Here is a 22,345-nt window from a genome sequence, read left to right as displayed (position 1 = left end):
CTATTCATCAAGTCATCTGATGACTTGATGAATAGGTCCACTGCCATCAACCGTCAAGCTACTGCTTGGATCAGGGCTGCATTTCGATCAGCCGGCCACCGCCGCAAAGCTTGCCATGTGAGACGACTGGACCTCCGGGGGGTAGCGGTAGGCCGTACCATAGGGACAGGCGTTCCGGTCAAGGCAGCCGCCGCTGCGGCACGGTTCGCCATTCGCTCCCCGCACATGCGCCAGACAGGACGGATAGGCGAACCCCTGCACGGAATAGGCGTCGACCGGGCAGGATTTCAGGCAGGGCTTCTCGACACAGCTATCGCAAAGATGGGGCGTTGCCTCGGCGGCTTGAACCGGAAGCTCGTCGTCGAACAGCAGCGCACCGCGATAGGCGTGCCAGAGCCCGTATCGCGGATGCATGAGGATGCCGAGCGGTGAAGGCTTCAGCCCCTCCGCCCGCATCGCCCATTGCTGGAACGGCAGATAGGGCCTGTCGGAAGGCGAAACGGCCCGCGCCCCGAACGTCTCCGCCACGGCGCCGATCACTTCGCGCGACCACGTGTCGAGCGGATTGGCGATTGCCTGTGGCTGTTGCTCTCGCCAACGCAGGAAATGCGGCCAGGGTGCCGCGCCCGCCTGCCCCACCAGCAGGACGGCCGCTGCCGACGCACCCGATGATCCCGTTAGCGGCGCATCGCCTGGCGTAAAATTGAAGCCGCCACGAAGGACAAGGCCGTTGGCGAGAAGCACCGCAGCAATGCGGTCAACGCTGCCGGCAGGCGCAGTCATTCCTTCTTGACCGGATCGGAGAACGCGCTCCGCCAGACTTCCTTGTGGATGATGTTGGCGACTTTAGCCCCGCCTGACTCGGGCTCCTTTCAAGTGAAGGCGTCGGGCATCGACCCCTTCTTCTTGGCGATGAAGTCTTTCAACGCTTCGTCGATGCTCGGATCGAGATACGGCGCCTCGTAGCTTTCCAGCCAGCGGCGGGCGAGCTCGTTGGCACGCTGGGGTGCCGTCTTCTCGCCTTCGGCAAGCCACTGCTCGTAGGAATTGTTGTCGGCGATGTTGGAGCGGTAGAAGGCGGTCTGGAAATTGGCCTGGGTGTGGTCGCAGCCGAGATAGTGGCTGCCCGGGCCAACCTGGCGGATGGCGTCCATCGCCTGGCCGTTTTCCGACAGATCGACGCCCTCGGAAAACTTCTGCGTCATGCCGAGCTGGTCGATGTCCATCATGAATTTTTCGTAGCAGGACGCCAGCCCGCCCTCGAGCCAGCCGGCCGAGTGCAGCACGAAATTGGTGCCGGCCAGGATGGTCGAGTTCAGCGTGTTGGCGCTTTCATAGGCCGCCTGCGCATCCGGAACCTTGGACGCACAGAGCGAGCCGCCGGTGCGGAACGGCAGGCCGAGGCGACGCGCCAGCTGTGCAGCGCCATAGGAAACCAGCGATGGCTCCGGCGTGCCGAAGGTCGGCGCGCCCGACTGCATCGAGATCGACGAGGCGAAGGTGCCGAACAGCACCGGCGCGCCCGGCCGGATCAGCTGCGTGAACGACGCACCGGCCAGCACTTCGGCCAGAACCTGCGTCAGCGTGCCGGCCACCGTCACCGGGCTCATCGCGCCGGCAAGGATGAACGGCGTGACGATGCAGGCCTGGTTGTGGCGCGCATAGACTTTCAGCGCGCCGAGCATGGTCTCGTCGAACACCATCGGCGAATTGGCATTGATCAGGCTGGTCAGCACCGTGTTGTTCTCGACGAAATCGTCGCCGAACACGATCTTGGCCATGGCGACGGTGTCTTCGGCGCGCTCCGGCGCGGTCACCGAACCCATGAACGGCTTGTCGGAATATTTGATGTGGCTGTAGATCATGTCGAGGTGGCGCTTGTTGACCGGCACGTCGACCGGCTCGCACACCGTGCCGCCCGAATGGTGGATCGACGGCGCCATATAAGCGAGCTTCACGAAATTCTGGAAATCCTCGATCGTCGCGTAACGCCTGACGCCGTCGAGGTCACGCACGAAGGGCGGGCCATAGACGGGCGCGAAGACGGTGGCGTTGCCGCCGATCTGCACCGAGCGCTCGGAATTGCGGGCGTGCTGGGTATAGATGGACGGCGCGGTCTTGAGCAGAGAACGGCACAGACCCTTCGGAAAGTGCACGCGCTCGCCCTTGACGTCGGCGCCGGCCTCTTTCCACAGTTGCAGCGCTTCCGCATCGTCGCGGAAGATGATGCCGATCTCCTCGAGCACCGTGTCGGTATTCTTCTCGATCAGCGCCAGGCCTTCCTCGTCCAGCACCTCATAAACGTTGATCTTGCGCTTGATGTAGGTGAGCTGCGTGCCCGGGCCACCGCCCGAACGTGCTGCCCGCCGGGCGGCTGCCCCGCCGCTGGCGCCGCGCCCACGTCGCGCGTTTGACGCTTCCTGATCGACTGCCGCGTGTTCGCTCATGGTGGTTCTTCCCTGAATCTGTTCTTGTCTGGAATCCATAGCGGCTGCCTCTCGCCGCTTCTTGCCAGATCGTAGCCATGCACCCTATTCGAAACGGCCCGCCAGCGCCAACGCCTGTCGCAAAATCGACAAGAATTCCAAGAGAGTTACGGTCGCTTTCCTTTTGCGGGAAGTCGCAAATCAGCTATGGATACATGCCCCCAGCGGGTTAGGTATGAGCGCGAATATTTTGTGCCTTGCGACATGGTCGCGATGCCGGCAGGAGCTCGATACAAATGTCCGACGACGAGATCATCCTTTCCGAACTTTCCGACGACGAGTTGGTGCAGCAGATGCACGACGATCTCTATGACGGGCTGAAGGAAGAGATCGAGGAAGGCACCAACATCCTGCTCGAGCGCGGCTGGGTGCCCTACAAGGTGCTCACCGAGGCGCTGGTCGAAGGCATGCGCATCGTCGGCGAGGATTTTCGCGACGGCATCCTGTTCGTGCCGGAAGTGCTGCTTTCCGCCAACGCGATGAAGGCCGGCATGTTCATCCTGCGCCCGCTGCTCGCCGCCACCGGCGCGCCAAAGCAGGGCAAGATGGTCATCGGTACGGTCAAGGGCGACATCCACGACATCGGCAAGAACCTCGTCGGCATGATGATGGAGGGCGCCGGCTTCGACGTCATCGATCTCGGCATCAACAATGCGGTCGAGAAATATCTCGATGCGATCGAACAGCACCAGCCCGATATCATCGGCATGTCGGCACTGCTGACCACGACCATGCCCTACATGAAGGTCGTCATCGACACGATGAAGGAAAAGGGCATCCGCGACGACTATGTGGTGCTGGTCGGCGGTGCGCCGCTGAACGAGGAATTCGGCAAGGCCGTCGGCGCCGATGCCTACTGCCGCGACGCGGCGGTGGCGGTCGAGACCGCCAAGGACTACATGAAGCGCAAGCACAATGTGCGCGCTTCGGCCTGAGCCCGCAGGTCTCGTAATGACCCATGAAAAAAGCCGCGCCTTGCAGCGCGGCTTTTTTGTTCCCAGATGTTGGGGAAGGCCGTGCGCGGATCAGGGCTTGGTGACGGTGTCCTCGACCGCCTTGGCAGTTGATTTGACATCCCTGCCGACGCCACGGACGGTGTTCGCGCAAGCCGCAAGGGCCAAGGCGCAGGCCAGGATGGCGATCGGCGTGATGCGTAGCAGTTTCATGGACGGTGTCTCCCTCAACAGATAAATTAGCGCCACAGCAACGAAGGCCGGCTCGACTGGTTCCATGGCAAAGACGCAAAAAATGAAACAGAATCAAGACGACAGGCTGCTCATTATCGCCTGTGGGATGATTGCGCGCGAAGTTCTGGCCGTCAAGGAACAGCTCGGACTGGATCACCTCGACCTGACCTGCCTGCCGGCGGAATTCCATTTCTATCCCGACCGCATCGCCCCGGCCATGGACAAGGCAATCGAAAAGGCCAAGGCCGAAGGCTACACCAACATCTTCGTCGGCTATGCCGATTGCGGCACCGGCGGCCTGCTCGACCGCATCTGCGAGAAGCATAGCGTCGAGCGCATGGCCGGCCCGCACTGCTTTGCCTTCTATCAAGGCATGGATGCCTACGCGAAAATCGCCGACGACGACATGATGTCGTTCTACATGACCGACTTCCTCTGCCGGCAGTTCGATGCCTTCTTCATGAAGCCGCTCGGCCTCGACAAGCACCCGGAGCTGATCAAGGACTATTTCGGCAACTACGAGAAGCTGATCTACCTCGCCCAGACCAACGATCCGGAACTCGACAAGGTCGCCGAAAACGCCGCCAAAATGCTCGGTCTCGTCTACGAACGCCGCGCCACCGGCTATGGCGACCTGACGGCCGGAATGGCGCAAGCTGCTGCTGTCGCGGGCTAGGCAGCCCCCTCTTCCGCCCGCAGCGCCGCAAGCACATCGGCAAAGCTCGTCTTGCAGACGAAACCCAGCCTGTCCCTTGCCCGCGACGCGTCATAGACACGGTCGATGGAGGAAAACATCGTCCAGCCTTTTCGCGCATAAAGCGCCGGAAAGTCCGGAAAATGGCGCGCCACGACCGACGGAGCATCGGCGATCAAGGCCGCGCAATCATCCGGGTGGAATGGCGTCGGCGCCGAGACGATGAAAATATCGAAACCCAGCTGTGGCGCCTTTTCAAGGGCAAGGATGTGAGCCTCCGCCGCGTCCTCCACCGTCAAGCGCCGGAATAGCAATTCGTTCGCCTTGGTGTTGGCATCCGACTGTTCGATCGCATGCGCCATGTCGTCGGCTTCGGGAAAGAAGCGGGCCGTGCGCAGCACCACCACCGGCAGCCCATGCTGGATATGATAGAGGCGGCAGAGATGCTCTGCTGAAAGCTTGGTGACGCCATAGATGTTGCGCGGCTCGGGCGACATCGCCTCCATCAGCCAGGCAGCTTTCCGAGCCCCGCCGCTGAAGTCGTCGCGTATCGCCTGCGAAATCATCAGCGACGTCGTCGAGGTGAAAACGAAGCGCTGCACGCCTGTCGCCACCGCCGCGTCGAGCAGGTTCAGCGTGCCTTGCACATTGGTGGCGACGAAATCGCTGTTGGCGCGGTTCTCGATGTTGGGCTTGTGCAGCGCGCCGCTGTGGATGATCGCCTCGATCCGGTTGTCGCGGACCGTGCGCAGGACAAGGTCACGGTCGGCGATGGAACCGACAAGGCGCGTCTCTGCCGATGGCACAGGATCGAGCCCGGTGACGTCGTGTCCAAGCGCGCGCAGCCGCGGCGCCAGCGCGCTGCCCAGCCAACCCGACGATCCCGTGAGCAAGATTCGCATTCGTCACACCATGATTTTTGACCGTGACGCTGTTAAGCACGGATGACAGGCGCCAGCGACCCGATAAGTTATGCACCAGGGGCAGCGGCGCTGCGCCAGACATCAACCGGGAGGCTTCCGATGACACTTCGCCCGCTGTTCGCCCTTGTCGGCCTGCTCTGCTGCACGCTGCCCGCCCTTGCCGATGGCGAGGTGCAGAAACTGATCACCCCAGCCGACAAGGCGCGGCTCGACAAATATGGCGAGACGCGCAAGGCAGCGCTGGCCGAAGCGAAAGCGGGCGACCCCGCCGAGGTCAAGCAACTCGACGCCTTGCTGGCAAAACCGCTCGTCGCCTTCTCCGACAAGGACCTGACCGGCAACTGGCGGTGCCGCACCATCAAGGCCGGCGGACCTTTGCCGCTCGTCATCTATGGCTGGTTCAAGTGCAAGGTGAGCGACGACGGTTCCGGCTGGCGGCTGGAAAAGATCAGCGGCTCGCAGCGCACCAAGGGCCGTTTCTTCGACGATGGCGAGAAACGCTCGATCTATCTCGGCTCCTTCTATGTCAACAGCGATCCGGCAAAGCCCTATGGCAGCGGCCCGCAAACCGATCAGGTCGGCTACGCCTTTCGCAACAGCGCCAAGGAATGGCGCATCGAATTTCCGGCGCCCTACTACGAATCGAAGCTCGATATCATCGAATTCAAGCGCTGACCGTGTATCGAAGAGCTGATCACCAAGGATTAACCCGGACGCCCTAGCATCCGCCCATTGTCGAGAACGGGTCGCTTGGAGGGGAGAGAGATCCATGGCAGCGTCGCAATCCAGTCCGCGACCGATCGTGATCGTCACTGGAGGAGGCCCGCATGTCTGGGCTATCGTCAACGCGATCACCGACCGCGTCGGCCCTGTCAGCGTCGTCCTCGAAACGCCTGAATCCAAAAAGCAATTGCTGCTTGGCCGCGCTCGCCGCCAGGGCTGGATCTCGGCAATAGGTCAACTCGGCACGATGGTGCTGAGCAGGCTTGGCAAGCGGCTCCTCGCCGGCCATGCCGCGCGGCTGATTGCCGAGGAGAAGCTCGAGATCGAGCCGCGGCGGGACCAGGAGATCATCCATGTTGCGTCCGCCAACGGGCCGGAGTGCCTCGCGGCGATCGAGAAGATCCAGCCTGGCGTTGTCCTGCTCAACGGCTGCAGGCTGTTGTCGAAGGGCATGCTGGCCAGGATGCCTTGCCCGGTGCTCAACTATCACGCCGGCATCACGCCGAAATACCGCGGCATGAATGGCGGCTACTGGGCGCTGACATCAGGCGATCCGCACAATTTCGGCACCACCGTGCATCTGGTCGATGCCGGTGTCGATACGGGCGCCGTGCTGAAACAGGTGCACGGTCAGCCGAAACGCGGCGACACCATCTCCAGCTATGCGCTGCGCCAGGCCGCGTTCTCGCGCGACATCTGCGTCGAAGCGGTCAGCGACGTGCTGGCCGGAAAACTCACCACCATCGACCCGGGCCTGCCGTCGCAACAATGGTATCACCCGACGATTTGGTTCTACCTCTGGACGGGCCTGAGAACCGGCATCTGGTAGCGCGTTCTTCGCCCGGATTCGTGTGCAGCGCGCCTGTTGTTCCGATGCCCAAAACCCGCCGCCGGCACACGCCGCAAACGAATAAACGCACCTTTCATTTTACGACATCGAAATGCGTCGCTTTTGAATGCGCGCGCGTCGTCCCATAACAAGCGGCCCCACTGCGCTTCCGGCAATGCTCCGATATCGAGGAGTGAGAATTCATGGCCGATCTGATCGTCGTCTACTGGCGCGACATCCCTGCCCAGATCATCGTCAAGAAGGGCCGGCAGAACGCCAAGCGCGAACTGCCGCTGCGCTTCACCGAGGCGATCGACATGTGCGCCATGCGCACCGGCGCCGGCGGCACCGACGATTATCTGGCCGAATGGCGCAAGGCCGATCCCACTCCGGTCGGCGACGACCTCGAAGCCGAAGTCGAGAAGGCGTTCAACGACATCGACACGAGATATGACCGCGAGCGGCTGGTCGCTCTGGTCAAGGCGGGCGGCAAAGAAAATGTCTGAAACCATTCCTGCCAAGGACGGGCCGGCGGTTACCCAGGCTACTCTGGTCAAGAAGGCAGCGCCGAAATCCGACTACAAGCCGGCCGACGTGTCGCCGCAGCGGCGCGTGCAGCGTTCCTTCGCGATCCGGCTGTGGTCGGTCAGGCATTCGCGGTTGCTCGAATGGTTCTACGCCAGATTCGCCGACATGTTCCTGCTTCTCCATCCCTTGTGGAAAGGCATCGGCTACGGCCGCGTCGAAGGGCCGATCAAATTTGTCGAGAAGCGCGTCAAGGGTTTCATGTTCGACTGCCGCATGTGCGGCCAGTGCATCTTGTCGTCGACCGGCATGTCGTGCCCGATGAACTGCCCCAAGCAATTGCGCAACGGCCCTTGCGGTGGCGTGCGCGCCAACGGCAATTGCGAGGTCGAGCCCGATATGCCCTGCGTCTGGGTCAAGGCCTGGGAAGGCTCTCAGAACATGGTCCACGGCGACAGGATCCTGACCGTGCAGAAGCCGGTTGATCAGTCGCTGCGCGAAACCTCGGCCTGGCTGCGAGTGACCGCGCAGGCGGCAGCCGCGCGAGAAGCAGCCGCTGCCGCCAAGAATGGGGCGGCAAACACCGGGGCATCGGCATGATCGGACGCCAGCGCGACGAGAACCCGGACGGCATCCACCTGCCGCTCGCCCCCCTGCCCGGCCACACCTCGCGCGGCCGGCTGGAACGCGTCCTGCGGCGCGGCGAGTTCGCGGTGACGACCGAGCTCAATCCGCCCGACAGCGCCGATCCGGAAGACGTCTACAACCGTGCGAAAATCTTCGACGGCTGGGTCGACGCCATCAACGCCGTCGATGCGTCGGGCGCCAACTGCCACATGTCGTCAGTCGGCATCTGCGCGTTGCTGACCCGCATGGGCTATGCGCCGATCATGCAGATCGCCTGCCGCGACAAGAACCGCATCGCCATTCAGGGCGACGTGCTGGGCGGGGCCGCGATGGGCGTCGCCAACATGCTGTGCCTCACGGGCGACGGCGTGCAGGCCGGCGACCAGCCCGGCGCCAAGCCGGTGTTCGATCTCGACTGCATGTCGCTGCTCGAGACCTGCCGTATCATGCGCGACAATGGCAAGTTCCTGTCCGGCCGCAAGCTGACGACCCCGCCGCAGCTTTTCCTGGGTGCTGCGATCAATCCTTTCGCGCCGCCGATCGACTTCCGTCCGCATCGGCTGGGCAAGAAGATCGCCTCCGGCGCGCAATTCGTACAGAGCCAGTATTGCTTCGACGTGCCGATGTTCCGCACCTACATGCAAAAGGTGCGCGACCTCGGCTACACCGAAAAATGCTTCATCCTGGTTGGCGTCGGCCCCCTCGCCTCGGCCAAGACGGCCAAGTGGATCCGCACGAACGTGCCGGGCATCCATATTCCCGATTCGGTCATCAAGCGGCTGGAAGGCGCCCAGGACCAGAAGAAGGAAGGCAAACAGCTCTGCATCGACATCATCAACGAGGTGAAGGAAATATCAGGCGTTTCCGGCGTCCATGTGATGGCCTATCGGCAGGAGGAATATGTCGCCGAGATCGTCGATGAATCGGGCGTGCTCAAGGGCCGCCAGCCATGGAAACGTGAGATCCGTCGCGACGACCAGATGGTCGCCGACCGGCTCGAAAGCATCTTGCACGACGACATTACCGAAACGCAGGTGGACATGGTGAAGACCGCGCACTGACGGCGCGGACGGCCACCCATTTGCTTGAACGAAAACAGACAACGATATAAAGAAATCTTTATATCACGGCGGAGAGACTTCATGACCCGTACCATCGTCGCCTCGGCGACACGAGAAATCATCATCGGCTTCGACCAGCCGTTCTGCGTGATCGGTGAACGCATCAACCCGACCGGCCGCAAGAAGCTGGCCGCCGAGATGATCGCTGGCAATTTCGAGACCGTCATCAGGGACGCGCTCGAGCAGGCAGCCTGTGGCGCCACCATGCTCGACGTCAATGCCGGCGTTACCTCCGTCAATCCGAACGAGACCGAACCTGGCCTTTTGGTGCAGACGCTGGAGATCGTGCAAGGCCTGGTCGACCTGCCGCTGTCGATCGACTCCTCGGTCACCGCCGCGATCGAAGCCGCACTGAAGGTCGCCAAGGGCCGCCCGCTGGTCAACTCCGTCACCGGCGAGGAAGAAAAGCTCGAAGCCATCCTGCCGCTGGTCAAGAAGTACAACGTGCCGGTCGTTGCCATCTCCAACGACGAGACCGGCATTTCGATGGACCCGGACGTCCGCTTCGCCGTCGCTAAGAAGATCGTGCAGCGCTGCGCCGATTTCGGCATTCCCGCGCATGACGTCGTTGTCGATCCTTTGGTGATGCCGATCGGCGCACTGGGCGATGCCGGCCGCCAGGTGTTCGCGCTACTGCGCCGCCTGCGCGAAGAGCTCAAGGTCAACACCACATGCGGCCTGTCCAACATCTCCTTCGGCCTGCCGCACCGCCACGGCATCAACGCCGCCTTCATCCCGATGGTGATCGGCGCCGGCATGACATCAGCCATCATGAACCCGGTGCGTCCGCAGGAAATGGAAGCCGTGCGCGGCGCCAATGTGCTGAACGGCACCGACGAGAACTGCACCAACTGGATCCGCACCTACAAGGACTACAAGCCGGCCGAAGGCGGCCAGGCTGTTGCCGCCCCGACGCAGGTCAATGCGCCGGGCGAAGGCGCCAACAACGGCGGTCGCCGCCGTGGCGGCCGTGAAGCCCGGATGGGCCGAGGATAAGCGCGCAATCGTGAATTCACCTGCAAACATCACTGACCCGCTTGTGCTGTTCATGCCGTCGGGCAAGCGCGGGCGGTTTCCTGTCGGCACGCTGGTGCTCGATGCCGCGCGCCAGCTCGGCGTCTATGTCGAAAGCGTGTGCGGCGGACGTGCCACGTGCGGGCGCTGCCAGATCGAAGTGCAGGAAGGCAATTTCGCCAAGCACAAGATCGTTTCCTCCAACGACCACATCACGCCCAAGGGCGCCAAGGAAGAGCGCTATGAGCGCGTCCGTGGCCTGCCCGAACGGCGCCGCCTCTCCTGCTCGGCGCAGATCCTTGGCGACCTCGTCATCGACGTGCCGCAAGACACCGTCATCAACGCGCAGACCATCCGCAAGGATGCCGACACCAGGGTCATCGCCCGCGATGCGGCGATCCGTATGTGCTATGTCGAGATCGAAGAGCCCGACATGCACAAGCCGCTTGGCGATCTCGACCGCCTGAAGATCGCGCTGATGCACGATTGGGGCCTGAAAAGCCTCGATTTCGATTTCTATCTGCTGCCGCAGGTGCAAGGCATCCTGCGCAAGGGCAACTGGACCGCGACCGCCGCCATCTACAAGGATGCCGACAGCGAGACCGCGCGCGTCGTGGCGCTGTGGCCCGGCCTCAAGAACGAAGCCTATGGGCTGGCCTGCGATATCGGCTCGACCACCATCGCCATGCATCTGGTGTCCCTGCTGTCGGGCCGCGTCGCCGCCTCGTCGGGCACGTCGAACCCGCAGATCCGCTTCGGCGAGGATCTGATGAGCCGCGTCTCCTATGTGATGATGAACCCGGACGGCCGCGAAGGCATGACGGTGGCCGTGCGCGAGGCGATCTCGGGTCTCGTCGACAAGGTCTGCGCCGAAGGCAATGTGCAGCGCAACGACATCCTGGATTCCGTCTTCGTCGGCAATCCGATCATGCACCATCTGTTCCTCGGCATCGATCCGACCGAGCTTGGCGGCGCCCCCTTCGCGCTCGCCGTTTCGGGCGCGGTGCACATCAAGGCATCCGACATCGGCCTGAAGCTCAACCAGGGCGCCAGGCTCTATATGCTGCCTTGCATCGCCGGCCATGTCGGTGCGGACGCGGCGGCGGTGACGCTGTCGGAAGGCCCGCACCGCCAGGACGAGATGATGCTGATCGTCGATGTCGGCACCAATGCCGAGATCGTGCTCGGCAACCGCACGCGCGTCGTTGCCGCCTCCTCGCCCACAGGCCCAGCCTTCGAGGGTGCCGAAATCTCCGGCGGCCAGCGCGCAGCACCCGGCGCCATCGAGCGCGTACGCATCGATCCCGACACGCTGGAGCCAAAGTACCGCGTCATCGGCTCGGAGCTGTGGTCCGACGAGCCGGGCTTCCTGGAGAGCGTCCAGGCGACCGGCGTCACCGGCATCTGCGGCTCCGGCATCATCGAAGTGGTAGCCGAGATGTATCTCGCCGGCATCATTTCCGAGGACGGCGTCATCGACGGCGGGCTTTCGGCCCGCTCGCCGCGCGTCACCGCCAACGGCCGCACCTTCTCCTACGTGCTGAAGGAAGGCTCCGCCGCATTGAAGGAAGATGGGCCGAAGATCACCATCACCCAGACCGACGTGCGCGCCATTCAGCTCGCCAAGGCAGCGCTTTATGCAGGCACCAAGCTGTTGATGGAAAAGCAGAACACCGACCATGTCGACCGCATCCACTTCGCCGGCGCCTTCGGCTCCTTCATCGATCCGAAATACGCCATGGTGCTGGGCCTGATCCCGGATTGCGATCTCGACAAGGTTTCCGCGGTCGGCAACGCCGCCGGCGCCGGCGCTCGCATGGCGCTGCTCAATCGTGGCTATCGCCGCGAAATCGAGGACACCGTCAGCAAGATCGAGAAGATCGAGACGGCGCTGGAACCGAAATTCCAGGAGCATTTCGTCTACGCCATGGCGCTGCCCAACAAGGTCGATCCGTTCCCGAAACTGTCGGCGGTGGTGAAACTGCCGCCGCGCAAGACGGTCAGCGAGGACGGCGTTGCCGGCGACGCCACCCCGCGCCGGCGTTCGCGCGAAGGCCACGCCGCACGGCGCGGGCGGGAATAAAATTAAGCTACGTTGCAACGGGTTCCGCCGAGGCGCCTTAGTCCTTTGTCTCATTCGACGGCAGGCGCAAGCCGGACCGCTGATCGACCGGCGATATGCTTTTGGCGTGTGACGGGTTGAGAAAGCCAGTCAGCGGCTTTTCAATCGCCAGATAAAGCATCGCGGAAAGCGCGATGCTGACAAACGCAATCAGCGCCGGCTGCCAATTTGGCGGAACCCCAAGCCGCAGCATGATGCCAGTTACCACGACAACCACCAGCACATGCCAGATGTAGATCGAATACGAGGCACTGCCAAAAAATGTAAACAAGGCCATGGGGCTGAACGGTCTGGCACGCTCGGCAAAAACCGCTCCGGCGACGATCAGGGTCGCCGGAACACCCCAACGCAGGACACGAGGCATTTCAGGGTCAAGCATCTGGATCGTCATCAACAGAAGAAATCCGCCGACAACCAGCGATAGCGCCAGCGCAAGCTGGAGCCGAATATCCTCCATCCACAGCCGCCCGACGACAATGCCGGCCGCGAACTCGAGCATGAGGGGAGAGGTAAAGGGGTAGCCTCTGAGCAGCAGCAAGTTCAATGCGACCATTGCCGTCAGCACGCCGATCAGCGCGGCAAAACGCTGCTTCTCGCCTAGCAAGAGCGCCAAGGCGAAAATGACGTAAAACATCATTTCATAACACAGCGTCCAACCCTGGATCACCACGGGGTGAAGTGACCCATCCTGCATGATCGGAAGAAACAACAGCGAGCCGACAAAATTTGCCGGGCTCAGCATATGTCCGAAGAGAAATTGCGGCTTGACGAAAATTGCCAGCGCGGTCAGCACCGTGACGATCCAATAAAGCGGCACGATACGAACGATCCGTCGCCACATGAAACGCTGTGGATCAACGGGGCGATCGACCGTGGTCACCCACATGATGAAACCGCTGATGACGAAAAAGAGGTCGACGCCTGCAGCGCCAACCGCGAACGGACCGCTGAACTGCTCGCTGATATGAAAGCAAACTACCGCGGAAGCGGCTAGTCCTCGAAGGTATTGAATACTGTGAATGTCATTCAAGCCGTACTCCTTACCAGCACCTCCTTATTAGCACCCTCAAAAATGCTGCAGTGCACAATAGCAGACGTCCGCCACCCGCTGTCAACCCCGCGAACCTAAGTGGGATCGCGACATTCCCTCTTGGACGCGGCCGAGAGGCGATCGCCCGGAGCGTCAATCACCTGCAATTTCGTTTGCATGCAAATGTTTCCGGATCGCCTGATTCGGAAACCAAAACGCTGTTTTCGTGAAATCCGCCAGATACATGGCAAGCGCATTTAACCGGCATCGAACGGCAGGCAGCAGATCGCTTTCAGCCGCCGCAACGCTTCAAGGGAGACAACAATGTCGATGCTCGAAAGCCTGGGCCGCTATGGCGCGGCCATCAAGAATGCCCATGACCGCAGCAAGGCACGGCGCCTGCTGAACAGCCTGCCGCCTGAAATCCAGAAGGATATCGGCTGGCCGGTGTCGCCGCGATCCAGCGAAAAGGCGTCCCTCACCAGCGCTATCTGGAGCGCCGCGCGCTGATGACCTTCGCCGACAAATGCAAACTGCTCGGCATGCGCCGGGGACGTCGCACATCGCCGGCGATCACCAGCAACCGGCTGCGTGCCGCACTTCTGCCGCGTCGCTGACCACTGTGGCGCGGATCACACCACCGTGTAGACACAGCGTAAATCTTGACATTTTCGGCCACGGCACGATCTTCGGAGATAGTGGGGGTTCTCTTAGTCGGCTTTAGCCGAAGTCCGTGTATCCGCATGCCAAGTTTGAAAAGCCATGTCGTGTCCTTCGTGCTCCGGCACAGCCGCAAGAAGGCGTTTTCCAGCCCGGAAAACCTGCGGCGGTGGATTGCGGCCGCGCGCAAGACCGAGAACCACCGGCCCCCTGCCTCGCTGCACCAACGTTTCGACATCGGGGCACACACAATGGACGGCTTTCCGGTCTACGAAATCGCCCCCAGAGACGGCGAGCGAAAGCGGATTCTCTACTTGCACGGCGGCGCCTATGTCTTTGAAATCACGCCCTATCATTGGCACCTGATCGCCGACATGGCCGATCGGCTGGGCTACGGCATAACCATACCGATCTATCCCATCGCCCCCGAACACGATTTCCACGCCATGTTCGGCATGGTTGGCGACGTCTACCGCCAGATGCTCGACGAGACGGAGGCTGAGGACATCGTCTTCATGGGTGATTCCGCCGGCGGCAACATGGCCGTGGTGCTGACCATGATGGCCGCGGAAGAGGCCTTGCCCCTGCCGTCGCGCCATGTGCTGATTTCGCCAGGCCTCGATATGTCGCTTTCCAATCCAAAGCTGTTCGAGGCCGAACGCAACGACCCGTGGCTTGGCGTGCCCGGTGGACTTGAGGCGATCCGGATGTACAGCGCCGGCATCGACCGCAGCGACTGGCACATCAGCCCGCTCTACGGCGATCTGTCGGTGCTGCCGAAAACGCTGCTGTTGACCGGCTCGCACGACCTGCTCAGTCCCGACAATCTGATCTTCGCCGAAAAGGCGCGTGCCGCCGGCGTCGAGGTCGATGTCGTCTACGAGGAAGGCATGTTCCACGTCTGGCCGTTGATCGATATGCCGGAATCACGCCGCGCCCGCCAACACATCGTCGCGTTTCTCAGCGAGAGCCGGTCGCCGATCAGGCAAGACACCGGGATGAGGCAGGACACCGGGACAATGTTTGCAGCGCCCTCCGCCGAGGCGGCGGAGTAGCGCTTCTGCTTTCGATCCGACCCTGCTGGCGGATCAGAACTTGCCGGTTTCCCTAAACACTTCGAAGGTCGCGCGGATGTGGTCGGCGACGGCCTTGACCGGCGCGCTGGCGTCCGGCGCCACAACCATCGCCAGATTGTAGGTGCCGATGTCGGGCATGCCGTCCTTCGGGCAGAGCTCGACCATGTCGTTGCCGAGGAAGGACTTCGGCAGCGGCGCCACGGCGAGATCGGACATGATCGCAGCGCGCTGGCCGGCCGTATGCGCACTCATATAGGCGATGCGGTAGTTGCGGCCCTCGCGGCCAAGCGCGTCAAGCGCCCCAGCCCGCCAGGCGCAGCCCTCTTCCCACAGCGACACCGGCAAGGGCTCGCGCAGATGCGCTGAGCCGCCCTTGGCGCCGGCCCAGACGATCGGCTCGGTCAGCAGCACCTCGGCGCCGAGCGCGCTGGTCTTGTAGGAATTGGTCAACAGCGTGAGGTCGAGCGCCCGGTCGTCCATGCGCCGGCGCAAATTGCTGCTCTGGTCGATGGTGACGTCGACGGCGATCGACGGATGCGACTGCGCAAAACGCTTCAGCACATGCGGCAGCACGCGCTCGCCGTAATCGTCCGGCGAACCAAGCCGCACCACACCGACAATCTCGGGAATGATGAACTTCGACACCACCTCGCGGTTGATCGACAGCAGCCGGCGGGCATAGCCGAGCAGCATTTCGCCGTCCGTAGTCAGCGACACCGAGCGGGCGTCGCGCGCGAACACCGAGCGGCCGAGAATGTCCTCCAGCTTCTTGATCTGCATGGAGACGGCCGACGGCGTGCGGAACACGGCATTGGCGGCGGTGGTGAAGCTGCCGGTCTCGGCAATCGCCACGAAAGTGCGCAAAACGTCGAGATCGAGCAGTGGCAGCGGATGATTGAGCGGGGCGTTCATGGGAACCGACCTTCAATTTTTCTGATACAAAGCATCATTCCATTTCGTTTGATTGAACATCAGATTGGGAGGATAGTCAACTCCATCGAAGCAGGTAGCTGCCACAAGCAGCCATGAAACGACCCCGACACAGACCTGCATTCGACACGAAATGAAGTTGAAACAGACCCGACGTAACCAACGCGTGGTCTGGCAGCCGCCAGACACCAAAGGAGAATGAAATGTCTATCCTGTCGTCCCTCGGTCGGATCGCGACCGAATTCAGCGCGGCCCGCGCCCGCTACCAGACCGAACGCGCCATCCGCTCCCTGCCGATCGAACTGCAGAAGGATATCGGCTGGCCTGAAGCTTCCGACACCAAGACCGGTATTCGCAATGGCGTCGGATCCTGGGCTGGAGCAAAGTAGATCGTGTGTACCATGTGCTGAAGGCCTGCCGCGCAGTCGCCCGGCAGGCCTTCTCTATTTTATTTGTAGTCAAATCAGTTTTGAAGCCATGTCGCCAGCGCATGACGCATATGAGCAAGCCGCATAGCAGACCGTATTTCCAATTAATGCCTTGTAAATAATCGCAAATTTCGAGCACCTTGCCCAAATTTTCCGCATTCGGTGTCGCATTTCATATCAAGCGCTTCGCTTTTGCGATTTAGTTTTTCCTTACACAAGCCTATATCAGCGTCAGCAAACGAGCTGCCCCACTCCATCAAGCGAAGGCGACCCGTCTGAGCAACAAATGGAGATGATCGTGAAGCTTTTTGCCCGCCTCTTTGCCCGCCGCGAAATGAACCTGACCACCGCTCTCGAGCGTCAGCGTCTTGCCAACACCATGCCCGGCCAGACCGGCGCCATGAATGCGGCGCGCCTCGGCTTCGTCGCCTGAAGATTTTTGGAGGCAGCGCATCCCTGCCGCTGCTTTAAAACTGTAACGCCGCCTGGCTCCAGCCAGAGCGGCGTTTTTGTTCTGCCCGCAGGCCGTACGTTGCCCGTCCCTTGAACAGTTGAGTGCCACTTTCAGGGCTCGCTGCATGCCGATTGCCCATTTGCGACCCATGTCGCAAATTTAATCTTGTCGTAGCGGCGTAGCCGATTGACAGACATGGTTTTTCCTGATGTCGCTATGCTATTCGCGACATCCTGATCGCGCCATGGCTGTGTGAGGTTCCCTTGAACGCCGTAAAGCATCCGATCAAGCGATCGTTTGTATTCTTCCTTGTTCCCGATTTCACCATGATCGCTTTTGCGACCGCGCTCGACCCGCTGCGCTCGGCCAATCGCATGCTTGGCTACGAGGCCTATTGCTGGCGCCTCGCCAGCATCGACGGCAAGCCGGTGCGCGCCTCGAACGGGGTCGAATGCGCGGTCAACACCTCACTTGAGGATGAACGCAAGAAGATGGCAGGCCCCGACCGTCCAAACATGGCCATCGTCTGCAGCGGCATCAATGTCGAGCGCTACCAGAACAAGTCCGCCTTTGCCTGGCTGCGCGAGGAATACAATCGCGGCGTCGCCGTCGGCGGCCTATGCACCGGCGCGCATATTCTCGCCGCCGCCGGCCTGTTGTCCAACAAGCGCTGCGCCATCCACTGGGAGAACCTGCCGGGCTTTTCAGAGGCATTCCCGAAGGCCAATGTCTTTGCCGACCTGTTCGAGATCGACCAGAACATCTACACCTGCGCCGGCGGCACCGCCGCACTCGACATGATGCTGAAGCTGATCGGCGACGACTTTGACGAGAACCTCGTCAACCGCGTCTGCGAGCAGGTGCTGACCGACCGCGTGCGCAGCCCTACCGACCGCCAGCGCCTGCCGCTGCGCGCTCGCCTCGGCGTCCAGAACTCGAAAGTGCTGACCATCATCGAACTGATGGAGGGTAATCTTTCCGAACCGCTGTCGCTGATCGAGATCGCCGACCATGTCGACCTGTCGCGCCGTCAGATCGAGCGGCTGTTCCGCACCGAGATGGGACGCTCCCCTGCCCGCTATTATCTCGAAATCCGGCTCGACCGCGCCCGTCATCTGCTGATCCAGTCGTCGATGCCGGTGGTCGAGGTGGCGGTCGCCTGCGGCTTCGTCTCGGCCTCGCATTTCTCCAAATGCTATCGCGAGCTCTACGCCCGCTCGCCGCAACAGGAGCGCGTCGACCGCAAGCAGTTGCTGGCGGCCTGAGTAGGTGTCACATGAGTACGAGAATGACCCGACCTGAAAAACTGGCCGACCGGCGGAGCTTTCCCCTCGACGCAGAAAAATGGGTTGTGTTCATGGCGGCGCTAGACGCCCCGACGCGTGATCTTCCTCGTCTTAGGCGCCTGTTGAGCGAGCCAAGCATCTTCCCGGATCGCGATCAAGCTGAGCCGATCTGACTACACCTGCACCGTTCGCATCGCTTCGACGCGGATGTCCTCGGTCAGCCGCGCCTTCAGCGCCGAGAATTCCGGGCTGGTCTTCAGCGTGTAGTGGCGCGGATGCGGCAGGTCGATGGCGACATCCGACTTGATGCGGCCGGGCCGCGCCGTCATCACGATCACGCGCGAGGCCATGAAGATGGCTTCCTCGATGTCGTGGGTGACGAACAGCACCGTCTTCTTGCGCCGTTCCCAGATGCCGAGCAAAAGCTCCTGCATCAGACCGCGGGTCTGGTTGTCGAGCGCGCCGAACGGCTCATCCAGCAACAGGATCTCGGGATCGTTCGCCAGCGCCCTGGCGATTGCCGTGCGCTGCTGCATGCCGCCGGAGAGCTGCTTCGGCCAATGGTTCTCGAACCCCTTCAGCCCGACAAGATCGACATAGGAAGCGACGATCCCGTCCCGCTCCTCTTCGGGCATGCCGCGTTCGCGCAGGCCGAAGGCGATGTTTTCGGCGACCGTCAGCCAGGGAAACAGCGTGTAGGACTGGAAGACCATGCCGCGATCCGGCCCCGGCCGGGTCACCGCCTTGCCGTCGAGCAGCACACGGCCTTCGCTTGGCGCTTCCAGGCCGGCGACGATCCTGAGCAATGTCGACTTACCGCAGCCCGATGGGCCGAGGATGGTGATGAAGTCGTTGGCGGCGACCGCCAGGTCGATCGGCATCAAGGCCTTGACCGGCTCTCCGCCGCGCACGCCGGCGAAAGTGCGCGAGACGCCTTCGATGAGAAGCTTGCTCACGCCAGGCTCCACGGAAAAAGCCAGCGATTGAAGGCCTTGAAGGCGAAGTCGGACAACAGCCCGATCAGCCCGATGACGATGATGCCGAAGATGATCTGTCCCGTCGCCAGCCGCGACTGGCTGTTGATGATCATATAGCCGATGCCGGAGGACGAGCCGATCAGCTCGGCGACGATGACATAGGTCCAGGCCCAGCCGAGCACCAGCCGCAGCGTCTCGGCGATCTCGGGCGCATTGGCCGGCATAATCACCCGTTTGACGATGCCGTTGTTGGTGGAGCCCAGCGTATAGGCCGCCTCGACCAGGTCGCGTCTTGTACTGCCGACCTTGACCGCGATGATCAGGATGATCTGGAACACCGAGCCGACGAAGATGACCAGCAGCTTCTCCAGCTCACCGATGCCCGCCCACAAGATGAGCAGCGGGATGAAGGCCGAGGCCGGTAGGTAGCGGGCGAAGGAGACGAAGGGCTCGAGAAACGCTTCCACCGGCTTCCAGGCGCCCATCGCGATGCCGATCGGCACCGCGACGACCGACGCCAGCAGGAAGCCACCGAACACCCGCCAGATGGTGATCAATATATCGAGCCAGAAACGGTCCTCGACCAGCAGCCGCCAGCCATCCCGCAGCATCGACAACGGATCGGCGAGGAAGATGCGGTTGACGTGGCCGCCGAGCGTGATCCATGCCCAGAAGGCGACGAACAACACAAAGAAGGAAATGCCGAGCACGGTTCGGATGCCCGGCGAGACTGGCTGCAAGGGGCGCATCGTCAAATCGTCCCCATCTTCAAATCGTCACTTGTCCAGGAGAAACGGCGGCGCCAGGCGCCGCCGTATGATGGTCAAAGACCGGACTTTCAGTTCGACACCGCGCTGGTGTCGGCCAGCGTGGTGACGTCGGGCGCTTCCTTGATCAGCCCCATCTGCAGCAGAAGCTCGCCGGCGGTCTTGGAAAAGTCCAGGAATTCCTTGGTGAAGAACTGCTTGTTCTCCGCCCTGTCAGCCCATTTAAGGTACTTCGCCGAATCCTCGAACTCCTTCGCCGACTGCTTCACGTCGGCGCCCATGATCTCGTAGGATTTCTGCGGATCGTTCTTGATCAGGTCGAGCGCGTCGAAATAGCTGTCGGCCAGCGCCTTGGCGGCATCCGGATTGGCCTTGAGGAATTCGGGCGTGCAGCCGACCGTGTCGAGCACCATCGGATAGTCGAGCGTGGTCGCCAGGATATGGCCTTGGTCCGACTTGTCGCGCACGGCCGAGATGAACGGCTCATAGGTGACGGCGGCATCATTCTGCCCAGCGAGGAAGGCTTGCGCCGCCGCATCCGGCTCCAGATTGACGACGGTCACATCCTTGGTCGACATGCCGGCCTTGTTCAGCACCCAGGCGAGCATGAAATAGGGCGACGTTCCCGGCGCCGAGGACGCGACATTCTTGCCCTTGAGGTCGGCGACCGTCTTGATGTCGTTGCGGGCGACGATGCCGTCGGCGCCATAGGATTTGTCGAGCTGGAATATCTGCTTGGTGGTGACCCCGCTGGCGTTCCACACCAGCCAGGTCTCGACCGTGGTGGCGGCGCATTGCAGGTCGCCGCTGGCGATGGCGAGCGGCCGGCTCGCTTGCGGCACCTTCTTCAAGGTCACGTCCAGGCCGTGCTTCTCGAAGATGCCCGCCTGCTTGGCAAGCGTCAGCGGCGCGAAGCCGGTCCAGCCGCTGATGCCGATGGTGACTGAGGTGGCGGCCATCACCGGGGCGGACAATCCGACGGCAAGTGTCAGAGTTGCGGTAAGAACGGCGATCCTGGTCATGTCAGTTCCCCTTTTGTTTTCGCTGAGGAATTGTCTCACAGACGCCAATCGGCTTGTCAATGAACAGCTTGGTGAGGCACCCGGCAGGCCCGGCGGCGATAGGCAGCTCGATCGGCGGCCCGTCCCCGAAACGGGGCGGGCTGCCAGAAACCCAACATGGCCTTCAGTAGCCTTCGCAATAGCACTCCGCGGACGAGATGCGGTCGTTCCACTCGCTGCCGCCGAAATCGCGGATCCTGCGCCTGATCTCGATGGAGCGGCCCCCCATGCGCGAGTCCTCATAGGCAACGAGCGTGCAGCCGCGGCGCACGATCACCGACGACACACGGTCGTTCCAGAACTGGCCGCCGCGAAAATTCACGGCGTCGTCCTCTCCCATACCGATAGACCGCCCGCGAAAATTCGCGTGCTCGAACATCATGCAAGCGGGTTCATCATTGTATTGGGCGCTGGCGCCGTCGGCAAAAAGCACGGACGCGACAGCAGTCAGGATGGCGAGACGTTTCATCTGATGTTTCCTCGGTTTTGGCCGCGGCCCCCTCCGGCTGGATAGCGCGGTCCGGCCATTTTGCCAATGCTTCGGCCGCTTAGCGGCTGTCGAACATCCAGCTGCGGTTGCGCCACATTTTCTCGCCGACCAGGCAGTCCGTGGCGGGCCTGTCCTGCGCCAATATCACTGGCGGATGCGCGGCTTCTTCCGCCGCCCATTGCGGCGAGGCCGGACCGGCGAGTTCCAGCACCAGCTTGCGGCGGACGGCTTCGGGAAACTGCGTCCAGTCGTTGACCGGGATCATGAAGGCTCCGGGACCACCAATGACGCAGTCGCTGTAGTAGCGATCGAGATTATTGACGTCGTAGGCGCCGGAAAAACCGCCTCGCGTCATCAGCGGCAGACCGTTGATGACGATGCCTCGCTTGATCAGCCCGTCGCGGGTGAGATTGACCGGCGCGCCCTGGTTGTTGGGACCGTCGCCCGAAATGTCGATGACACGCTTCGTCCCCTGGTAGCCGCTTTCGGCGAACAGGTCGTTGCCGAACTCCAGCGCGCCGGAGATCGAAGTGCGCCGCGCGCTGTTGGGCGGCTGGGCGGTCAATTGTGCAACCACGCGCTCCGCATCCGTGCGGCTGGCAATCACCGTCCACGGCACGATGACACGCTGCCAGGTGGTGCCCGCCCATTCGACATAGGTGACGGCGATCTTGCCATAGGCGCCGTCGGCAATGGCCTGCAGCACATTGTCATGCGTCAAGGCGGCTGCGTAGCCGTGACGCTGAATCTCGAGCTCTTCCGGCGACATCGACAACGAAACGTCGACCGCCAGCACCAGCTCGACATCGACCGGCTCATCCGCGAGGGACACCGGCGTCAGCCAGAGCGTCAGCGCGAACGCGGCGCAGCCTGAAAAGAAATGTCTTGCGCTGGCAAAAGCAGACATGCCGCAAGGGTAAGCGAAAATTGCCTGC

General features: G+C 62.2%; 26 protein-coding genes. 15 read left to right on the top strand and 11 right to left on the bottom strand.

The window, feature by feature from the left end; translation table 11 throughout:
- Positions 1-87 precede the first annotated feature (87 nt).
- A complete protein-coding gene (locus FCU66_RS28080) occupies positions 88-783 on the bottom strand; it encodes a 4Fe-4S dicluster domain-containing protein (protein ID WP_136621330.1) in 696 nt (231 codons plus the stop codon).
- Between the two features lie 89 nt (positions 784-872).
- A complete protein-coding gene (locus FCU66_RS28075) occupies positions 873-2,447 on the bottom strand; it encodes a trimethylamine methyltransferase family protein (protein WP_136621331.1) in 1,575 nt (524 codons plus the stop codon).
- A gap of 275 nt (positions 2,448-2,722) precedes the next feature.
- Between FCU66_RS28075 and FCU66_RS28070 the strand changes: the two genes are divergently transcribed.
- Positions 2,723-3,421: a corrinoid protein gene (locus FCU66_RS28070; RefSeq protein ID WP_126069400.1), complete on the top strand. Its 699-nt coding sequence runs from the start codon at positions 2,723-2,725 to the stop codon at positions 3,419-3,421.
- A gap of 90 nt (positions 3,422-3,511) precedes the next feature.
- Here FCU66_RS28070 and FCU66_RS28065 read toward each other — a convergent pair whose 3' ends face one another.
- A complete protein-coding gene (locus FCU66_RS28065; protein WP_013531174.1) occupies positions 3,512-3,652 on the bottom strand; it encodes an entericidin A/B family lipoprotein in 141 nt (46 codons plus the stop codon).
- A gap of 64 nt (positions 3,653-3,716) precedes the next feature.
- Between FCU66_RS28065 and FCU66_RS28060 the strand changes: the two genes are divergently transcribed.
- Positions 3,717-4,349, top strand: coding sequence for a DUF1638 domain-containing protein (locus FCU66_RS28060; protein WP_136621332.1), 633 nt, complete (start codon positions 3,717-3,719; stop codon positions 4,347-4,349).
- Here the strand turns inward: FCU66_RS28060 and FCU66_RS28055 are convergent.
- Complete coding sequence (locus FCU66_RS28055) at positions 4,346-5,269, bottom strand: NAD-dependent epimerase/dehydratase family protein (protein ID WP_136621333.1); 924 nt, start codon at positions 5,267-5,269, stop codon at positions 4,346-4,348. The genes FCU66_RS28060 and FCU66_RS28055 overlap by 4 nt on opposite strands.
- Before the next feature lie 120 nt (positions 5,270-5,389).
- Here FCU66_RS28055 and FCU66_RS28050 point away from each other — a divergent pair, with 120 nt between their 5' ends.
- The 7 genes from FCU66_RS28050 to FCU66_RS28020 all read left to right on the top strand — a co-directional run bounded on the left by FCU66_RS28050 (position 5,390) and on the right by FCU66_RS28020 (position 12,212).
- Positions 5,390-5,965 (top strand): DUF4893 domain-containing protein, encoded by a 576-nt coding sequence (locus tag FCU66_RS28050; RefSeq protein ID WP_136621334.1) that lies wholly within the window; start codon positions 5,390-5,392, stop codon positions 5,963-5,965.
- 94 nt (positions 5,966-6,059) lie between these two features.
- Positions 6,060-6,842, top strand: coding sequence for a formyl transferase (locus FCU66_RS28045; RefSeq protein ID WP_136621335.1), 783 nt, complete (start codon positions 6,060-6,062; stop codon positions 6,840-6,842).
- A gap of 203 nt (positions 6,843-7,045) precedes the next feature.
- Positions 7,046-7,348, top strand: a complete 303-nt coding sequence (locus tag FCU66_RS28040) for a virulence factor (protein ID WP_136621336.1) — start codon at positions 7,046-7,048, stop codon at positions 7,346-7,348.
- A complete protein-coding gene (locus FCU66_RS28035; protein ID WP_136621337.1) occupies positions 7,341-7,967 on the top strand; it encodes a methylenetetrahydrofolate reductase C-terminal domain-containing protein in 627 nt (208 codons plus the stop codon). The genes FCU66_RS28040 and FCU66_RS28035 overlap by 8 nt, the downstream gene beginning before the upstream one ends.
- Positions 7,964-9,055 (top strand): methylenetetrahydrofolate reductase, encoded by a 1,092-nt coding sequence (locus tag FCU66_RS28030; protein ID WP_136621338.1) that lies wholly within the window; start codon positions 7,964-7,966, stop codon positions 9,053-9,055. Before FCU66_RS28035 ends, FCU66_RS28030 begins: the two co-directional genes overlap by 4 nt.
- An 81-nt stretch (positions 9,056-9,136) precedes the next feature.
- Positions 9,137-10,111 carry a methyltetrahydrofolate cobalamin methyltransferase gene (locus tag FCU66_RS28025; RefSeq protein WP_136621339.1) on the top strand — a complete coding sequence of 325 codons (975 nt, stop codon included), beginning with the start codon at positions 9,137-9,139 and terminating at the stop codon, positions 10,109-10,111.
- 10 nt (positions 10,112-10,121) lie between these two features.
- The gene (locus FCU66_RS28020) at positions 10,122-12,212 is read left to right on the top strand and encodes an ASKHA domain-containing protein (protein ID WP_168992120.1); all 2,091 of its coding nucleotides are present in this window, start codon (positions 10,122-10,124) and stop codon (positions 12,210-12,212) included.
- A 37-nt stretch (positions 12,213-12,249) separates the two neighbouring features.
- Here the strand turns inward: FCU66_RS28020 and FCU66_RS28015 are convergent, their stop codons facing one another.
- Complete coding sequence (locus FCU66_RS28015) at positions 12,250-13,281, bottom strand: acyltransferase family protein (RefSeq protein ID WP_246094045.1); 1,032 nt, start codon at positions 13,279-13,281, stop codon at positions 12,250-12,252.
- Between the two features lie 324 nt (positions 13,282-13,605).
- Here FCU66_RS28015 and FCU66_RS28010 point away from each other — a divergent pair, with 324 nt between their 5' ends.
- Together FCU66_RS28010 and FCU66_RS28005 are read left to right on the top strand one after the other, a co-directional pair.
- The gene (locus FCU66_RS28010; RefSeq protein WP_056596339.1) at positions 13,606-13,791 is read left to right on the top strand and encodes a hypothetical protein; all 186 of its coding nucleotides are present in this window, start codon (positions 13,606-13,608) and stop codon (positions 13,789-13,791) included.
- 233 nt (positions 13,792-14,024) lie between these two features.
- Positions 14,025-14,996, top strand: a complete 972-nt coding sequence (locus tag FCU66_RS28005; protein WP_136621341.1) for an alpha/beta hydrolase — start codon at positions 14,025-14,027, stop codon at positions 14,994-14,996.
- A gap of 33 nt (positions 14,997-15,029) precedes the next feature.
- Here the strand turns inward: FCU66_RS28005 and FCU66_RS28000 are convergent, their stop codons facing one another.
- Positions 15,030-15,929: a LysR substrate-binding domain-containing protein gene (locus tag FCU66_RS28000; protein ID WP_136621342.1), complete on the bottom strand. Its 900-nt coding sequence runs from the start codon at positions 15,927-15,929 to the stop codon at positions 15,030-15,032.
- 221 nt (positions 15,930-16,150) lie between these two features.
- On the opposite strand from FCU66_RS28000, the gene FCU66_RS27995 reads away from it, so the two are divergent.
- The 4 genes from FCU66_RS27995 (at position 16,151) to FCU66_RS42130 (ending at position 18,288) form a co-directional block, all read left to right on the top strand.
- Complete coding sequence (locus FCU66_RS27995; protein WP_095199791.1) at positions 16,151-16,336, top strand: hypothetical protein; 186 nt, start codon at positions 16,151-16,153, stop codon at positions 16,334-16,336.
- Positions 16,337-16,673: 337 nt separating this feature from the next.
- Positions 16,674-16,808 (top strand): hypothetical protein, encoded by a 135-nt coding sequence (locus tag FCU66_RS42590; protein ID WP_013531161.1) that lies wholly within the window; start codon positions 16,674-16,676, stop codon positions 16,806-16,808.
- Between the two features lie 347 nt (positions 16,809-17,155).
- Complete coding sequence (locus FCU66_RS27980; protein WP_348640062.1) at positions 17,156-18,094, top strand: GlxA family transcriptional regulator; 939 nt, start codon at positions 17,156-17,158, stop codon at positions 18,092-18,094.
- A gap of 23 nt (positions 18,095-18,117) precedes the next feature.
- Positions 18,118-18,288, top strand: a complete 171-nt coding sequence (locus tag FCU66_RS42130) for a type II toxin -antitoxin system TacA 1-like antitoxin (protein ID WP_246094044.1) — start codon at positions 18,118-18,120, stop codon at positions 18,286-18,288.
- On the opposite strand, the gene FCU66_RS27970 is transcribed toward FCU66_RS42130, so the two are convergent.
- The 5 genes from FCU66_RS27970 to FCU66_RS27950 all read right to left on the bottom strand — a co-directional run bounded on the left by FCU66_RS27970 (position 18,289) and on the right by FCU66_RS27950 (position 22,317).
- On the bottom strand, positions 18,289-19,071 hold the full coding sequence (locus tag FCU66_RS27970) for an ABC transporter ATP-binding protein (RefSeq protein ID WP_136621345.1): 783 nt from the start codon (positions 19,069-19,071) through the stop codon (positions 18,289-18,291).
- Entirely contained in the window at positions 19,068-19,841 is a 774-nt protein-coding gene (locus FCU66_RS27965) for an ABC transporter permease (protein WP_136621346.1), read from the bottom strand. The genes FCU66_RS27970 and FCU66_RS27965 overlap by 4 nt, the downstream gene beginning before the upstream one ends.
- Before the next feature lie 89 nt (positions 19,842-19,930).
- Positions 19,931-20,881, bottom strand: coding sequence for an ABC transporter substrate-binding protein (locus FCU66_RS27960; RefSeq protein WP_136621347.1), 951 nt, complete (start codon positions 20,879-20,881; stop codon positions 19,931-19,933).
- A gap of 163 nt (positions 20,882-21,044) precedes the next feature.
- Positions 21,045-21,389, bottom strand: a complete 345-nt coding sequence (locus tag FCU66_RS27955; RefSeq protein ID WP_136621348.1) for a peptidase inhibitor family I36 protein — start codon at positions 21,387-21,389, stop codon at positions 21,045-21,047.
- Positions 21,390-21,468: 79 nt separating this feature from the next.
- Entirely contained in the window at positions 21,469-22,317 is an 849-nt protein-coding gene (locus FCU66_RS27950) for a DUF1194 domain-containing protein (RefSeq protein ID WP_136621349.1), read from the bottom strand.
- Positions 22,318-22,345 lie beyond the last annotated feature (28 nt).

Source organism: Mesorhizobium norvegicum (genome assembly GCF_004919685.1).
Lineage (GTDB): Bacteria > Pseudomonadota > Alphaproteobacteria > Rhizobiales > Rhizobiaceae > Mesorhizobium > Mesorhizobium norvegicum.
The sequence above is the reverse complement of the archived record's forward strand: the minus strand, read 5'-3'. Positions and strand labels throughout refer to the sequence as shown.

Coding starts and splice junctions, on each gene's coding strand:
- FCU66_RS28080 (WP_136621330.1), bottom strand. CDS start 783: ATGACTGCGCCTGCCGGCAGCGTTGACCGCATTGCTGCGGTGCTTCTC.
- FCU66_RS28075 (WP_136621331.1), bottom strand. CDS start 2,447: ATGAGCGAACACGCGGCAGTCGATCAGGAAGCGTCAAACGCGCGACGT.
- FCU66_RS28070 (WP_126069400.1), top strand. CDS start 2,723: ATGTCCGACGACGAGATCATCCTTTCCGAACTTTCCGACGACGAGTTG.
- FCU66_RS28065 (WP_013531174.1), bottom strand. CDS start 3,652: ATGAAACTGCTACGCATCACGCCGATCGCCATCCTGGCCTGCGCCTTG.
- FCU66_RS28060 (WP_136621332.1), top strand. CDS start 3,717: ATGGCAAAGACGCAAAAAATGAAACAGAATCAAGACGACAGGCTGCTC.
- FCU66_RS28055 (WP_136621333.1), bottom strand. CDS start 5,269: ATGCGAATCTTGCTCACGGGATCGTCGGGTTGGCTGGGCAGCGCGCTG.
- FCU66_RS28050 (WP_136621334.1), top strand. CDS start 5,390: ATGACACTTCGCCCGCTGTTCGCCCTTGTCGGCCTGCTCTGCTGCACG.
- FCU66_RS28045 (WP_136621335.1), top strand. CDS start 6,060: ATGGCAGCGTCGCAATCCAGTCCGCGACCGATCGTGATCGTCACTGGA.
- FCU66_RS28040 (WP_136621336.1), top strand. CDS start 7,046: ATGGCCGATCTGATCGTCGTCTACTGGCGCGACATCCCTGCCCAGATC.
- FCU66_RS28035 (WP_136621337.1), top strand. CDS start 7,341: ATGTCTGAAACCATTCCTGCCAAGGACGGGCCGGCGGTTACCCAGGCT.
- FCU66_RS28030 (WP_136621338.1), top strand. CDS start 7,964: ATGATCGGACGCCAGCGCGACGAGAACCCGGACGGCATCCACCTGCCG.
- FCU66_RS28025 (WP_136621339.1), top strand. CDS start 9,137: ATGACCCGTACCATCGTCGCCTCGGCGACACGAGAAATCATCATCGGC.
- FCU66_RS28010 (WP_056596339.1), top strand. CDS start 13,606: ATGTCGATGCTCGAAAGCCTGGGCCGCTATGGCGCGGCCATCAAGAAT.
- FCU66_RS28005 (WP_136621341.1), top strand. CDS start 14,025: ATGCCAAGTTTGAAAAGCCATGTCGTGTCCTTCGTGCTCCGGCACAGC.
- FCU66_RS28000 (WP_136621342.1), bottom strand. CDS start 15,929: ATGAACGCCCCGCTCAATCATCCGCTGCCACTGCTCGATCTCGACGTT.
- FCU66_RS27995 (WP_095199791.1), top strand. CDS start 16,151: ATGTCTATCCTGTCGTCCCTCGGTCGGATCGCGACCGAATTCAGCGCG.
- FCU66_RS27980 (WP_348640062.1), top strand. CDS start 17,156: ATGATCGCTTTTGCGACCGCGCTCGACCCGCTGCGCTCGGCCAATCGC.
- FCU66_RS42130 (WP_246094044.1), top strand. CDS start 18,118: ATGACCCGACCTGAAAAACTGGCCGACCGGCGGAGCTTTCCCCTCGAC.
- FCU66_RS27965 (WP_136621346.1), bottom strand. CDS start 19,841: ATGCGCCCCTTGCAGCCAGTCTCGCCGGGCATCCGAACCGTGCTCGGC.
- FCU66_RS27960 (WP_136621347.1), bottom strand. CDS start 20,881: ATGACCAGGATCGCCGTTCTTACCGCAACTCTGACACTTGCCGTCGGA.
- FCU66_RS27955 (WP_136621348.1), bottom strand. CDS start 21,389: ATGAAACGTCTCGCCATCCTGACTGCTGTCGCGTCCGTGCTTTTTGCC.
- FCU66_RS27950 (WP_136621349.1), bottom strand. CDS start 22,317: ATGTCTGCTTTTGCCAGCGCAAGACATTTCTTTTCAGGCTGCGCCGCG.